Source organism: Haemophilus haemolyticus, from assembly GCF_003490595.1.
Taxonomy (GTDB): Bacteria; Pseudomonadota; Gammaproteobacteria; order Enterobacterales; family Pasteurellaceae; genus Haemophilus; species Haemophilus haemolyticus_L.
This window is the reverse complement of the sequence record NZ_QQGY01000005.1, coordinates 16,300-30,627: the sequence shown is the minus strand read 5'-3', so window position 1 is coordinate 30,627 and position 14,328 is coordinate 16,300. Positions and strand designations below refer to the sequence as shown.

Here is a 14,328-nt window from a genome sequence, read left to right as displayed (position 1 = left end):
TCCACCTTTAGTTTACCGGAAATTCTTCAATGACAACAGGAAGTTGTAAAATTTTTCCTAATCGTAGAATGGTGACGAGAACTTTTGAATTAGGTTTTGTATTTGCGATAATTTGCATCATTTCTCGGGCTGAAATGCCTTCTTGATTATTTAATTTCAAAATGACATCACCTAATTGAATTCCTGCTTTTGCTGCTGGGCTATTTGGGCTTACACCAGTGATGACTATGCCCTCTTCACTACTTGAACTGATGTCGCTTTGCACACCAAAATAACCTCGGATAACGCGTCCATCTCGTATAATTTTCTGTAAAACATCATTTGCAATATCCATTGGAATCGCAAAATTTAGTCCTTCTGCGATTTCATTGGCGGTTTTCCCAATACTAAGGGTGCTAATTCCAACTAATTCCCCTGCAGAATTAATTAATGCGCCGCCTGAGTTGCCACGGTTAATTGAAGCATCGGTTTGGATGAAGTTTTGTCTACCAACAGAATCACCTACGGCATTACGTCCCACTGCGCTAATAATACCTTGAGACACGCTTTGTCCTAAGTTGTAGGGATTACCGATTGCTAATACCACATCACCAACGTGAGCTTGGCGATCTGAATTTTGTGGAATGGTTGAAAGATTATTTGCACGAATTTTGAGAACAGCGAGATCGGTGAGATTATCCGAACCAACAAGACTAGCCTCAAAAATATTTCCATTTTGTAACGCTACTACAATTTGATCCGCATTTTGGATAACGTGTTTATTCGTCAGAATATAGCCATCTTTACTCATAATCACGCCAGAACCTAAGTTATTCACTTGTAGCTGATCATTATCATTAATGCTGGCGGAAGAAAAAGAGCGGTTATAAACATTCACTACTGCTGGAGAGGCAATCCGCACCGCATTTTTGAACGATACAATATCGTCTGAAGTGAAAATATTGCTGTTATTCAGTCTTGGAACCGCAAACAAAATCACGCCCGCAGCAGCCAAGCCCCAAAGTGCGGAATGGAAAAGTTTTTTAAGCATTTAGATTCCTTTCGGTGTGTAAGTTAATTTTATATCGTCACCGATTTGTTCTAATTCATTGAGTTGCCATAATGGTGCATCGGCAAGTTTAGTTAAATTCGGTAATTGGCATAAACCACGAGCATTGTCGCCAAGTAATTTGGGCGCAACGTAAATAATCAATTCATCTACTAATTTTGCATCAATTAAACTACCCGCTAAATTTGCTCCAGCTTCTACCCAAAGGGTATTGATTTGTCGTTTTCCCAGTTCTCGCATTAATTCTTTTAGTAAATTTTCTTTTGGAAGAATAATTTGTTCACAGAAATCAGGAAAGCCTGTTAAATCTCGTGTTTCACTAGAGACTAACCAAACGGGAGAATGAGTTAAAAAAAGTTTATGAGTCGGCTGAATGCGATGTTGTGAATCTAAAATGACTCGCACAGGCTGGCGAAGATCTTCTTTTTTATATTCTGTTTTAAGATTTTCAGGAAATTCATCCCAGCGTACGTTCAGACTTGGATCATCTGCAAGTACTGTCGCAGAAGTGGATAAAAGTGCGGATGATTTTGCACGCATTTTTTGAACGTCCGAACGAGCATCAGGGCCCGTAATCCATTTACTTTCTCCGCTTGCCATTGCTGTTCGTCCATCTAAACTCATGGCGAGTTTGAGTTGAACAAAAGGCATACCTTGACGCATTCGTTTTAAAAAGCCTTTATTTATTTTTTCCGCTTGATCGTTTAATAAATTCATCGCACTTTCGATACCTGCATCAGACAACATTTTCAAACCTTTCCCTGCGACTTGAGGATTCGGATCTTGCATAGCTGCAATGACTTTAACTATACCAGCCTCGATTAATCCTAATGCACAAGGCGGTGTGCGACCATAATGAGAGCAGGGCTCTAAGGTGACGTAAGCGGTTGCACCTTTTGCATTTTCGCCAGCTTGAGCTAAGGCAACACGTTCAGCATGAGGTTGCCCCGCTTTAAAATGGAAGCCTTCCCCCACAATTTCACCATTTTTTACCAATATGCATCCCACCGATGGATTCGGTGTGGTGGTATATTGTCCTTTGGCGGCTAAATCCAAGGCGCGTTGCATAAATTTGCGATCTTGTGCGGAAAATTCGCTCATGATTAATCCTTTAGGTTCTCAATTTCTTTGGTGAATTGATTAATGTTATCAAAACTCAAATAGACCGATGCAAAACGAATATAAGCCACTTTATCGAGTTTTTTTAACTCATTCATCGCGAGTTTTCCAACCAGTTTACTTGGTACTTCACGTTCACCCGTCGCACGTAATTGAAAAATTATATGGTTAATTGCTTGTTCAATATCATCCGCACTTACAGGGCGTTTTTCCAACGCATGCTGAATACCACTGCGTAATTTATCTTCATTGAACGGCTCTCGAGTGCCGTCAGTTTTAATAATTTTGGGTACGATTAATTCGGCTGTTTCAAAGGTAGTAAAACGTTCATGACAATGACCGCACTCACGACGGCGACGAACTTGATAGCCATCCGATACCAAACGGCTATCAATTACCTTGGTTTCTTCTGTAAAACAAAATGGACAGCGCATAGAAAATTCTCCGTAAAAAAGGGCAGTTATCTTAGCAAAAAATCGGTTCTTTGACGATTAGCTTTATGCCTTTCTTGTTTTCTTTTGTACGAATAATAAGCCAAACCAATCTTTTGTTTGTTTTAATAATTTTTCAATATTTTCAGGTTGTTTAAATCTTGAGGTCTGCGCTAATACTCGTGACCAATATGGATCAGCTTTTGCCCCGAAACCATTACTTTCAGTTAATTCCTGAAGTTTTTCAGAAACGGAATTTTCATCACTTACAATAAAATCACTTATATTTCTTACTGTTGGCACCAATTGGATTTCAATTTGACTTTGTAAATAATCTTTTACGTAAATTTGTAATTGAGCAAGTGCAACTTCACGCTCAATAGGCGGTAATTCGATCACTTGATCTTGTGTAATTAATTTTGGTGGTATCGCATTTTCTTGTGTGACACATTGAATCAAATAATAAATCCAAGGACGGATGCAATAGCGATCTTTGTATTTCGCAAAATGCCACTGAATCACCTGTGAATCATCGCCAAATAAAGGCTCCATATAACCAAATAGACGAATTTCTTGATTTTCATTTTGCCAATCTACGGAGAGATTGAAATCGACGGAAGCATGTTTAGCTTCGTCAAGATCCGCTATTTTCTTTTTAAATTCAAGAACATTGTTCCGAATATTTTCAGCACAAACTTTTCCAAATTCGGCTCGAGGTAACACGCCTTTAACTTCTGCTTGTCTAAAATAATCAGCAAAATTTTGTTCATCAAGATAGATTAAGTCATTATTGAGTGCGTAATTATCTAACCCACTTAAGGTGAAGTTTTCACTGTCGGCAATACGAGCATCTTCATCACGGAAATAGACACCGAGTTGTTTTTCAAAGAAAAATTTCACTGGGTTTTCCACAAAGCTGACTAAACGATCTAGTTCAATTTCTTCGATTTTTTCTGGGTTTTCTGTCATAGTGACGGCAAATTCTGAATTGCTAGCAGTCGCGTCAAATTGCGCGATTGGCAACCATTTTGTCGCAAAAGAGCGGGTGAATTTCTCGTTATATTTGAAATTATCTGGGCTAAATGCGGTCATTGGATGCTCAATCACCGTAAGAGTATGTTCGGTTTGCCCTTGATTAATATAATCTAGGAGTTGGCTTACTAATACAGAAGGTTCTTTCGGTTGATTATCTGTAATGGAACGGCCAACATAGCTGATATAGCAATAATCACGTGCTGCCAATAAGGCTTCTAAGAACAAATAGCGATCATCATCACGGCGAACACGGTCGCCTTTTTGATGGTGATATTGCATTAAATCAAAACTGTTTGGTGTTTGTGTTCTAGGGTAATCCGCATCATTCATTCCAAGTAAACAAACTACTTTGAATGGCACAGAACGCATTGGTAATAAGGTGCAGAAGTTTACTTTCCCTGCAAGGAATTTGAGGCTATTTGGTGAATCTTCCAATTTCATTGTGATGACATCGGCAATCACATCTGCTTGTAATTCTTCAGTAAAATGGAGAGATTTTAGATGTTCAGCTAATTCATTAATTTTCTCTTGAATATAGAAAACCGTGTCGCTTGTGTCTTCATTTTGCACGAAGAAATCTGATAAAAGTTCGGTTAAAATCTCTTGCCATTTTTCGATGGAATGCGCTTGTTGCAGCGTTTCATGCAGCGCGGAAAGTGCGGTGAAAAAGTGAGATAAATTTCCAGCAAGCTCGCCCTTTAAGCCATAACTGCTGTTTAAGCCCAGACTATCTTGCCAAATGCCGTGTTCTTCACGCATTGCATAGCCTAAAATCATTCGTTCTAATCCAGCCTGCCAAGAATTGAAATTGATACAATCTTGATTTTTTTGCAAACCGAAACGAATCCCTGAATCCGCCACCCATTCTCGCACTAATGGTAAATCAGCAAGAGAAATATTAAATCGTTCTCGCATCGCAGGAATATCCAACAATGCTAAGACATCTTCGGCACTAAAATTGCTTTCTTTTAAGCGTAATAAAGTTAAGTAACTTGAGACCAACACATCGCTTTCTGAAAGTTTATTATCCGAAAGTGAAAATGGAATTTGTGGCGCATCCCTATTTTTTTGCCCGAAAACTGCCTGAATATAAGGTGTGTATTGGTTAATATCTGCCACCATGACAACCACATCTTTTGGCGTAAGGTTAGGATCTTGATTAAATAAATCCAGTAAATAATCGTGCAATACTTCTACTTCCCGCATAGCACTGTGGCAAGAATGTAAGGTTAAAGTGCGGTCATTTTTTGCGATATTTAGCGGTTTATTTTCTAAATGTAGAATTTGAGACTGTAATTGTCCAAGCAAACTGTTCGATTCAATTTCTTGATAGGCATTGATGGGATAAGTTGGAATATGTTCTTCATCTCGCACCAAGGTGTAAAGAAAATCTCGCCCCATTTTTCCCCAAGCAGCCAGTAACGGATTGCCTACTTGAAGGTTTTCTTTTTGATAAGTGACATCAAATTGAGCGTTTTCTAGTTGAGAAAGTTGATCCTCGGAAAAGAGCGGTTGATTTTTATCTTGTTTATCCAATTGATAACGCTGACGAGAACGCAAATAATCGAGGCGTAAATCGCTAATATCTCCCCAATACTCTTGGCATGGATTATTAAAAAATAAATGAATATCCACTTCTGATGACATCGCTTGCAAAATATTGAGGTAAGCTGTTGGAAGCGCAGGAATACCAAAAATAAATATGCGTGAAGGTAATTTTTTCGGTGCTTTTTTATCGGCAAGCAAGGCTAAGAATTGATTATGCAAAGCCACTCGATGGGTGGCATCACCCACATCTGATTTAACATCGACAACCAATGCACGCCATAATTCACCTTGCCATTTTGTGTTGCCTTGAATTTGCTCAAACAAAGTATTGTTTAGGTTAGGTTGTTGTTTTTGTATTTGAGCAGTAATTTGTTCATCTTCGCCTTTTTCCCAAGCAAAAATCCATTCAGGTCGATAAACCAAATATTGGTCAAATAAATCAGCAATTTTGCTGCTGAGTTGATAAAGTTTGTATTGTTCAGAATGTGGCGAGGACGCTAAATAATTGCGTAAAGGTGAAAAACTTGCTTTCTCGAGAAAAGTTGGGATTAAGCGCATTAAACGCCACATCATTGAATCTTTATCAAAAGGGTTTTCCGATGCCGTTGCGGGTAAATTTTGAGCATAAAGTTGCCAAATAAAACTTGCTGGCATAGGAAATTTGAGGTTCGCTGAAATGCCTGTTTCTTTCGCTAATTCAATTTGCAGCCATTGTGCCATACCCGGGCTTTGCACCAAGATAATATCCTGCTGAAAAGGATCTTCAGGCGGTAAAGATTTGAATAAGGACGAAAGAATTTCTTTTTGTTTTTCGAGTTGATTTGAGTAGTAAACAATGAACACAATGGCGACCTTTTGATGATTTAATCTAGAAAAAGACAAGGTCATTCTACTTAGTTTTTATCGAAATTTCACCCATCGGATAGCGTACAATGACGCGTTCGTTTTGACATTGAACACGAAAAGTTAAACTATTTTGTTGTATTAATTGTTCACAAGCTAACCCTAAAAATTGGCGTTGAGCTTGATTCTCCGCAATCTGTATCGCCTGAAAATCTTGATAAGTTTTCACCGCACTTTTTCTTTGGCTTGCCGTCCATTGATTGAAAGCAATAAATAAAACGCTAAATAAAGCCAAGGAAAATAATAGGGTAGTGAGCGACATGCCTTTATTCATCTGGAACATTAAAATCACTCCAACTTTTTTCTGCCAACTGCCACTGACTATATTGTTGCACTAAGGTTGTTACGACAGGTTTTCCATAGGCCAACGTCACTCCATCTAAAGTTAGATTTCCGTTGGTGATCACTGCGCCACTAATCTTTCCTTTGCCCGTTAGTTTTAAATCTCCCTCCGCAATTAATACGGCAGACACGGTGCCATTAATTTCAATTTCCGCTTGAAAATCTGAAAACCAATAAAGTTTAGGGGTTTTATTCGCGTTTAAAATCTTGGGCAGGGAAGAAAAGTGCAGTCGAAAATCCGCTAGTTTTTCTGTGTGAATAAAATCTTTCAATGCACCTTGATTATCGCCTTTTGTAGGAGATTTTTTAAATAGGCTCATTCTTTCACACCAAAGAAAATATTGAATGGCATCGGCAGCACCATCAAGCGTGATGCTGATTTGCTTTACACTTTCATTATTATTTAACGGTAAATCAAGGCAGGCAGTTTGTTTTTTCTCCTCTGTCATGTTTTGCAGTTGTAATGTTCTTTCCACATAGTGTTTTCGTTGATTTTGTTGCGCACGAAAAAAACTTAAATGACTGTCATCCAACAATAAGATTACGGTTAATAAACCTGAAATAAAAATCAGAATAGTCAGCGTAATAATGCCTTTTTGTATTCTCATTGTTTTTGATTCCAGAGCGCAACGACAAGGGATGTTTCATAACTGATGTTTGGGGCTTGTTTTAAATTTCCTTTTAGCTTGATTTCTAATCCTTTGCCTTCAATTAACCAATTAAATTGTAGGGTAGTGACTTCGTATTCATTGTTATCTAATAAATCTGTCCAACCGCCTCCTGCGTTGCAAGCGGTTTGTTGAAAAGCACGTTTACAAGTTTCTGCTGTGCAATTAGTTGGAATAACACTTTGATAAGTCAGTTTGGTTTTTATCATTTTGTTACTCACTTTATAACCGAATAATTCTTCTGTACTGTTTTTGGAGGTATTTTTCCCATTTTTCATACAGGTTTTTGGCGAATCTTTGCCAATACATCCATTTTTATTTAAATCATAAAAGAACAACACGCAGCTATTAGGTAGTGCGTTATCTTCTTGGCTAATGAAAATGGCAGTGCCTTGTTCATCTAATTCAAATAAAGATAAATTACTTTCTGTTGCTTTTGTATTTAATGCTCTAAATCCTAATCGACGAAGATCTTTACCGATGAGCTGTAATGTTCGTTGTAATTCTGCTTGTAGTTTTAAATGCAATAACATATGTTGGTTTTGCCTTTGTATTTGCACATAAAAATGCGAAATGCTTAGCAATAATAAAGACGACAATGCTAGCGAAATCATCAGTGCTAATAGGGTTTGCCCTTTTAATAATGTTTTCATGATTGATTGCATGCACTAGCCGCTTGATTGGTTTTCAAACGAATACTGCCAACATTGAAAAATGAAAATAATGTACGTTCATTTTCTGCTTGTAGAATAAAACAACGAGTGACACTGGTATTACGCGCCCCATAAAATCGCGTGATTTCTTTGGGATAAATATAATGGCTTTGAATCATCGTTTTTTGAGGAAAATAAGGATAGTAAAAATGAGCATAGGTTTCTTTCGGGCAGTTTGTTGGGTTTAAGCAATCGCAAGTTTGATCGTTTTTTACTTGTGCCGTTAAGCACCATTGTTGTGTCGCAAGGTTTCGATTGATAAGTAAAAACCACACTTCCGATGAATTTTCTGCCCGAGCCTGAATTTGTCGTAGAAATAAATACAGGCGATATTGCTCTTTGGCTAAAATCGTTTTAGGTGAATCCGTTTGCCATAATGGCACGGCAAAACTCAGCGCAATGCTGATGATTGCTAGCCCAATCAATAATTCTACTAATGTCACACCTTTCTGCATAAAACACTCCAATCTTCTACCGCACTTTAATGGCAAATAATCAGTCTAAAAATCACTTCATGCTATTTTTGCGATCTGTATCGCAAACTTTTTCTGAAAACCTATAAAAACCATTGTTTTATAATTTTCAACTGGTTATTTTGGCAAATCTCGCTATAATGGCGCGGAATTTTTCTGTTCTTTAAAATCTGGTGGAAATATGAATCCAATGTTAAATATCGCAATTCGTGCGGCACGAAAAGCGGGCAATGTGATTGCTAAAAATTATGAACGCCGTGATGCTATCGAAAGCACACAAAAAGGTATTAATGATTATGTGACAAACGTTGATAAAGCGGCAGAAGCAGAAATCATTGAAATTATTCGTAAATCTTATCCTGATCACACCATCATCAGTGAAGAAACGGGTGCGCTTGAAGGCAAAGATAGCGATGTACAATGGGTGATTGATCCACTAGATGGTACCCGTAATTTTATGATGGGCCTTCCTCATTTTGCCGTGTCTATCGCAATTCGTGTAAAAAATCGTACTGAAGTGGGGGTTGTTTACGATCCAATCCGCAATGAATTATTTACCGCTGTGCGTGGTGAAGGCGCAAAATTAAATGAAATACGTTTGCGTGTAGATAGTAAACGTGAAATTCAAGGTTCAATTTTAGCGACTGGTTTCCCATTCAAACAACCAAAATTAATGCCAACTCAATTTGCAATGATGAATGCCTTAATTGAAGATGCTGCGGATTTCCGTCGCACTGGTTCTGCAGCATTAGATTTATGCTATGTAGCGTCAAACCGTATTGATGGTTATTTTGAAATGGGCTTAAAAGCATGGGATTGTGCCGCTGGCGATTTAATCGTGCGTGAAGCAGGAGGCTTAGTCTGTGATTTTGATGCAGGTAACGGCTACTTACGCAGCGGAAATATCATCGCCGCACCATCACGTGTAATAAAAGAAATGTTAAATAAAATTCGCCCTTGTTTAGGTGCTGAATTTAATAATTAATTCTTCGATAACTAGAATAGCGCCAATAGGGCGCTATTTTTTTGTGAAAAATCTACCGTACAAATCATATTTATCCTATTGAAGTGAATCACAAACTGCGTGCAAAATTTAGGATTTTCGGTAGAATTCGGGTGAGAAAAATGCACTTTAATACGGATTTAAATTGGCGTGTGTTTTTTTAATTAGTAAATAACTCGTCAATGGACGAATCTGAACCTCAACGAAGAAAACGACGACATTATGCTCCCAGAACTTGGCTTTTTCCTTCTTTTACTCGCAACAGCTAGCGCGTTTTTTCTTGCGTTAGTGCCTCAATTTGGGTTACTCAAAAAAAATTCGACTTTAATTAATGCCGCTTGGCCGCTTAGTTATATTTTTACCCTTGCGACGACGTTCTCAATTGGTTTACTTGCTTATTCTTTTGCGGTGGATGACTTTACCCTTGAATATGTAGCGGCACATTCTAATTCCCAATTACCTACATTTTTTAAAGTGGCTGCCACTTGGGGCGGGCATGAAGGTTCAATGTTGTTTTGGTTATTTTCATTGAGTTTATGGCTTGCTGCCTTTGCTTTTTTTAATCGAAAAAATGACCGCACTTTTTCAGCTCAATCTTTATCTTTATTGGGATTGATTTGTTTTGGCTTTGCGGTGTTTATTTTATTTTATTCCAATCCATTTGGACGCATTTTCCCAGCACCCGCAGAAGGGCGCGATCTCAATCCAATGTTGCAAGATGTGGGACTTATTTTTCATCCACCTTTGTTATATGTTGGTTATGTGGGCTTTTCGGTGAATTTTGCGATGAGTTTGAGTGCATTGATTTATAACCAATCTGCACGACAAATTTCACGTTCAATGCGTGGCTGGGTGTTGGTTTCTTGGTTGTTTTTAACCATTGGCATTGTGCTTGGAGCGTGGTGGGCATATTACGAACTCGGCTGGGGCGGTTGGTGGTTCTGGGATCCCGTAGAAAATGCTTCTTTAATGCCTTGGTTGCTTGGTTTGGCGTTATTACACAGTTTAATGGCGACGGAAAAACAAGGCATATTTAGTTATTGGACTACGCTTTTTTCTTTGCTTGCTTTTGCCTTTAGCGTATTAGGCACGTTTATTGTTCGTTCTGGCGCACTCACTTCTGTACATGCTTTTGCATTGGATAACACGCGCGGTTATGTGTTGTTATTAATTTTCTTTGTTTTGACAGTGTTAGCCTTTGGTTTATTCGCTTTGCGTGCGGGCAGTTCATCAGAAAGTGCGGTGAAGTTTCAGTTTGTTTCTAAATCGGGTGGCATTTTATTACTGAATATTTTGCTGACTATTGCCACTGTTTCCACCTTTTTAGGCACCTTTTACCCGATGTTATTCCAAGCGATGAATTGGGGCTCAATTTCGGTGGGAAGTCCTTATTTTAATAGTATTTTCTTCCCAATTATTACAGCGATTTTAATCCTAATGGTGATTTCACTTACCATACGTTGGGTGCAATTTGAGCGCGTATTATTGATACGTTGTGTATGGTTGCTTATTCCGTCTTTAATTCTTGCTGGCTTGATGATTTGGCAACAGCTACGCCATAATTCTGCGTTGAATTTTCACGCTTTCGCCTTTGTGTTATTAACTCTTGCGATTTGGCTTTTATTCGTCACGTTATGGCAAAATTGGCGACAAATTCGTTTGTCTCAATTTGGTATGATTTTAGCGCACAGTGGCGTGGCAATTGTGACCATTGGTGCGGTGATGAGCGGTTATTTTGGCAGTGAAATTGGTGTGCGTTTAGCGCCGCAACAAAGTCAAAAGTTGGGGCAATATGAATTTCACTATCGTCAATTTTCTAATGAAATCGGTCCGAACTTTACGGCAGAAGTTGCCTTTTTTGACGTAACTGAAAATGGTAAACCTTATGCAGAAATTATCCCAGAGCGCCGCTATTACGATGTGCGTACAATGACAATGAGCGAAGTGGGGCTTGATGGCGGTTTCTGGGGCGATTTATATATTGTGATGGGCGATTCTCTCGGCAAAGGAGAATTTACTTTCCGCTTACATTATAAACCGCTGATTCGTTGGCTTTGGGCTGGCGGTATTTTAATGGCCTTTGGCGCACTTTGTAGCGTTTTCGGATTACGCAGAAAACAGGAAAAATAATGAACAAAAAACTTATCTTTTTTGCACCGCTCTTTGTGCTTTTAGGAGTGTGTATATTACTAATTGCTGGGTTAAATCAAGATCCGAAAAAAATTGCGTCGGCTTTAATTGATAAACCTGTTCCAGAGTTTTATCAGGCTAATTTACATGAGCCATCACAAATCGTAAGCCCGAAGGATTTTCCTAAACAGCCATTTTTATTAAATGTGTGGGGCAGTTGGTGTGGTTATTGCAAAGAAGAACATCCGCTGTTAATTGAGATTTCAAAAACGTTGCCTATTGTGGGCGTAGATTATCGCGATAATCCGCAAAATGGCATTGAAATGCTTAAGAGAATGGGCAATCCGTTCATCTTAACCATTGATGATAGTCATGGGGAATTGGGATTAAAATTAGGCGTGGATGGCGCACCAGAAACTTATCTTGTGGATGAAAATGGTGTGATTCGTTATCGCCATTCAGGTTTACTGGATAAAGAAACTTGGCAAACGGTATTTTTGCCCAAAATTGAAGCATTGAAGAACAAATGAAAAGCATATTAGATATTTTTACTCGCGGTTTTATTCTGGTTCAAAAAACAGTCTTTTTTGCGACCGCACTTTTATTCGCATTTTCCTTATTCGCCCAAGCGGAAATGGTGGATACCTATCAATTCCAAAATCAAGATGATCGTACTCGCGCCGTAGAGTTGGCAAAATCTTTACGCTGTCCACAATGTCAAAACCAAAATTTGGTGGAATCTAATTCACCTATTGCGTATGACTTGCGTCTTGAAGTGTACAAAATGGTGGATGAGGGCAAAAGTAATCAGCAAATTATCGATCAAATGACCGCTAGATTTGGTGATTTTGTGAATTATAAACCACCGTTCAAATGGAATACGGCGTTATTGTGGCTGTTGCCAGTCGCTCTTTTAATTTTAGCTGCCGCATTGCTTTATTTTTCAAATAGAAAAAAACAGTTTTCAGAAAAAGTGGTTGCACAACAACTAGAGAATGATGAAATAATTTTTCCCCCCTCAGCCTTTGGCAGCTCCCCCCGCAAGCAAGGGGAGCCAAGTAAACTTTCTAGGGGAAAAGTGAATAGCAAAATTTATTTTGTGCTTTTTACTTTACTCATCGCTATTCCAACCGCTTATTATTTTTCTCTTGATCGTTTTAGTCGTGTTCAACAAGGCGAGCAATCAATGATTGAGCAACATAATCAAAATGTTGAAATGAATGATGAACATAAAAATGAAAATGTGATTGAGAAGATCCAAAATAAACTGCGAACTGATCCGAATAATGCGGAAACTTGGCTTCAACTTGGGGAAGCCTATGTGCAGAATAATGAATTTGATAGCGCGCTTGTGGCTTATTCTAATGCGGAAAAAATATCAGGCAGTAAACCTAATATTTTAGGCTTGGCAGCCACCGCACTTTATTATCAAGCAGGCCAGCAAGTGACCCCAAAAGTAGAACAACTTTTGAATGAGGCTTTGGCAAAAGATAAAAATGAAGTATCTAGCCTTTCTTTGCTGGCGACAATTGCCTTAGAAAATCGCCAATACCAACAAGCCAGTGCCTATTTACAGCAATTATTAGATTCTGGTAATGCGGCAGTGGATCGTCGTTCAGTTATTCAACGAATGAAGATGTTGGATTTTTTACAACGTGGTGAAAAAGGACAAAATCCGTGAGCCAATATTCTGAAAATATTATTATTGGTGCAGGTGCCGCAGGATTATTTTGCGCTGCACAGTTGGCTAAATTAGGCAAGTCGGTGACAGTTTTCGATAACGGCAAAAAAATCGGACGTAAGATTTTGATGTCGGGCGGTGGATTTTGCAATTTCACCAATTTAGAGGTTACGCCAGCTCATTACCTTTCGCAAAATCCTCATTTCGTCAAATCAGCTCTTGCTCGTTATACCAATTGGGATTTTATTTCTTTAGTGACGGAGCAGGGGATTGCTTATCACGAAAAGGAATTGGGACAATTATTTTGCGATGATGGCGCAGAACAAATCGTTGAAATGCTGAAATCTGAATGCGATAAATATGGTGCTAAGATTTTACTGCGTAGCGAAGTTTCTCAAGTTGAACGGATTCAAAATGATGAAAAAGTGCGGTTTGTTTTACAGGTAAATTCAACCCCATGGCAATGTAAAAATTTGATTGTTGCCACAGGTGGGCTTTCTATGCCTGGGCTTGGTGCAACGCCATTGGGCTATCAAATCGCAGAACAATTTGATATTCCCGTTATTCCTCCACGTGCGAGTTTAGTGCCTTTTACTTATCGAGAAACAGACAAATTTTTAACCGCACTTTCAGGTATTAGCTTACCAGTCACGATCACGGCGCAGTGCGGAAAATCGTTTCACAACCAGCTTTTATTTACTCATCGTGGTATTTCAGGCCCTGCGGTGTTGCAAATTTCCAATTATTGGCAACCCACTGAGTCAGTGGAAATCGATTTATTACCGAACCACAATTTGGAAGAGGAAATTAATCAAGCAAAACAATCTTCGCCAAAACAAATGTTGAAAACCATCTTGGTTCGATTACTTCCGAAAAAATTGGTCGAGCTTTGGATTGAGCAAGGCCTTGTGCAAGATGAAGTTATCGCTAACATCAGCAAAGTGCGGGTAAAAAATCTGGTGGATTTTATTCATCACTGGGAATTTACCCCAAATGGCACGGAAGGCTATCGAACGGCTGAAGTGACAATGGGCGGTGTGGATACTAAAGTAATTTCTTCTAAAACAATGGAAAGCAACCAAGTAAGCGGTTTATATTTTATTGGTGAAGTATTAGATGTGACGGGCTGGCTAGGTGGCTATAATTTCCAGTGGGCGTGGAGCTCAGCTTATGCTTGTTCACAAGGAATTAGTGAAAAGTAGAAGGGATGTTGAAAATACGTTAGGATTCTTTT

13 protein-coding genes are annotated in these 14,328 nt (G+C 38.7%); 5 read left to right on the top strand and 8 right to left on the bottom strand.

Annotation, left to right across the window (positions count from 1 at the left end; translation table 11 throughout):
• Nucleotides 1-7: 7 nt before the first annotated feature.
• The 8 genes from degS to DV415_RS04720 all read right to left on the bottom strand — a co-directional run bounded on the left by degS (nt 8) and on the right by DV415_RS04720 (nt 8,262).
• Nucleotides 8-1,030: an outer membrane-stress sensor serine endopeptidase DegS gene (gene degS, locus DV415_RS04755; RefSeq protein ID WP_009499846.1), complete on the bottom strand. Its 1,023-nt coding sequence runs from the start codon at nt 1,028-1,030 to the stop codon at nt 8-10.
• Nucleotides 1,031-2,149, bottom strand: a complete 1,119-nt coding sequence (gene ribD, locus DV415_RS04750) for a bifunctional diaminohydroxyphosphoribosylaminopyrimidine deaminase/5-amino-6-(5-phosphoribosylamino)uracil reductase RibD (protein WP_114908769.1) — start codon at nt 2,147-2,149, stop codon at nt 1,031-1,033.
• 2 nt (nt 2,150-2,151) lie between these two features.
• A complete protein-coding gene (gene nrdR / locus DV415_RS04745; RefSeq protein WP_118781913.1) occupies nt 2,152-2,601 on the bottom strand; it encodes a transcriptional regulator NrdR in 450 nt (149 codons plus the stop codon).
• A 63-nt stretch (nt 2,602-2,664) separates the two neighbouring features.
• The gene (gene recC / locus DV415_RS04740) at nt 2,665-6,024 is read right to left on the bottom strand and encodes an exodeoxyribonuclease V subunit gamma (RefSeq protein ID WP_118782084.1); all 3,360 of its coding nucleotides are present in this window, start codon (nt 6,022-6,024) and stop codon (nt 2,665-2,667) included.
• Nucleotides 6,025-6,070: 46 nt separating this feature from the next.
• Nucleotides 6,071-6,358 carry a DUF5374 domain-containing protein gene (locus tag DV415_RS04735; protein WP_192879094.1) on the bottom strand — a complete coding sequence of 96 codons (288 nt, stop codon included), beginning with the start codon at nt 6,356-6,358 and terminating at the stop codon, nt 6,071-6,073.
• Nucleotides 6,351-7,034, bottom strand: a complete 684-nt coding sequence (locus tag DV415_RS04730; RefSeq protein ID WP_118781911.1) for a DUF2572 family protein — start codon at nt 7,032-7,034, stop codon at nt 6,351-6,353. Before DV415_RS04730 ends, DV415_RS04735 begins: the two co-directional genes overlap by 8 nt.
• Nucleotides 7,031-7,750 (bottom strand): PulJ/GspJ family protein, encoded by a 720-nt coding sequence (locus DV415_RS04725; RefSeq protein ID WP_118782083.1) that lies wholly within the window; start codon nt 7,748-7,750, stop codon nt 7,031-7,033. The genes DV415_RS04730 and DV415_RS04725 overlap by 4 nt, the downstream gene beginning before the upstream one ends.
• Nucleotides 7,744-8,262: a type II secretion system protein gene (locus tag DV415_RS04720; protein ID WP_118781910.1), complete on the bottom strand. Its 519-nt coding sequence runs from the start codon at nt 8,260-8,262 to the stop codon at nt 7,744-7,746. The genes DV415_RS04725 and DV415_RS04720 overlap by 7 nt, the downstream gene beginning before the upstream one ends.
• A gap of 199 nt (nt 8,263-8,461) precedes the next feature.
• Here DV415_RS04720 and suhB point away from each other — a divergent pair, with 199 nt between their 5' ends.
• The 5 genes from suhB (at nt 8,462) to DV415_RS04695 (ending at nt 14,296) form a co-directional block, all read left to right on the top strand.
• A complete protein-coding gene (suhB, locus tag DV415_RS04715; protein ID WP_118781909.1) occupies nt 8,462-9,265 on the top strand; it encodes an inositol-1-monophosphatase in 804 nt (267 codons plus the stop codon).
• 240 nt (nt 9,266-9,505) lie between these two features.
• On the top strand, nt 9,506-11,413 hold the full coding sequence (nrfE, locus tag DV415_RS04710) for a heme lyase NrfEFG subunit NrfE (protein ID WP_118781908.1): 1,908 nt from the start codon (nt 9,506-9,508) through the stop codon (nt 11,411-11,413).
• Nucleotides 11,413-11,943, top strand: a complete 531-nt coding sequence (locus DV415_RS04705; protein WP_118781907.1) for a DsbE family thiol:disulfide interchange protein — start codon at nt 11,413-11,415, stop codon at nt 11,941-11,943. Before nrfE ends, DV415_RS04705 begins: the two co-directional genes overlap by 1 nt.
• Nucleotides 11,940-13,094, top strand: coding sequence for a heme lyase NrfEFG subunit NrfF (gene nrfF / locus DV415_RS04700; RefSeq protein ID WP_118781906.1), 1,155 nt, complete (start codon nt 11,940-11,942; stop codon nt 13,092-13,094). The genes DV415_RS04705 and nrfF overlap by 4 nt, the downstream gene beginning before the upstream one ends.
• Nucleotides 13,091-14,296, top strand: a complete 1,206-nt coding sequence (locus DV415_RS04695; protein WP_118789832.1) for a BaiN/RdsA family NAD(P)/FAD-dependent oxidoreductase — start codon at nt 13,091-13,093, stop codon at nt 14,294-14,296. The genes nrfF and DV415_RS04695 overlap by 4 nt, the downstream gene beginning before the upstream one ends.
• Nucleotides 14,297-14,328: the final 32 nt, after the last annotated feature.

What these genes read in the sequence shown, in the direction of transcription:
- DV415_RS04705 (WP_118781907.1), top strand. Translation starts at nt 11,413, where the DNA reads ATGAACAAAAAACTTATCTTTTTTGCACCGCTCTTTGTGCTTTTAGGA.
- ribD (WP_114908769.1), bottom strand. Translation starts at nt 2,149, where the DNA reads ATGAGCGAATTTTCCGCACAAGATCGCAAATTTATGCAACGCGCCTTG.
- nrdR (WP_118781913.1), bottom strand. Translation starts at nt 2,601, where the DNA reads ATGCGCTGTCCATTTTGTTTTACAGAAGAAACCAAGGTAATTGATAGC.
- nrfF (WP_118781906.1), top strand. Translation starts at nt 11,940, where the DNA reads ATGAAAAGCATATTAGATATTTTTACTCGCGGTTTTATTCTGGTTCAA.
- DV415_RS04735 (WP_192879094.1), bottom strand. Translation starts at nt 6,358, where the DNA reads ATGAATAAAGGCATGTCGCTCACTACCCTATTATTTTCCTTGGCTTTA.
- nrfE (WP_118781908.1), top strand. Translation starts at nt 9,506, where the DNA reads ATGCTCCCAGAACTTGGCTTTTTCCTTCTTTTACTCGCAACAGCTAGC.
- suhB (WP_118781909.1), top strand. Translation starts at nt 8,462, where the DNA reads ATGAATCCAATGTTAAATATCGCAATTCGTGCGGCACGAAAAGCGGGC.
- DV415_RS04720 (WP_118781910.1), bottom strand. Translation starts at nt 8,262, where the DNA reads ATGCAGAAAGGTGTGACATTAGTAGAATTATTGATTGGGCTAGCAATC.
- DV415_RS04730 (WP_118781911.1), bottom strand. Translation starts at nt 7,034, where the DNA reads ATGAGAATACAAAAAGGCATTATTACGCTGACTATTCTGATTTTTATT.
- degS (WP_009499846.1), bottom strand. Translation starts at nt 1,030, where the DNA reads ATGCTTAAAAAACTTTTCCATTCCGCACTTTGGGGCTTGGCTGCTGCG.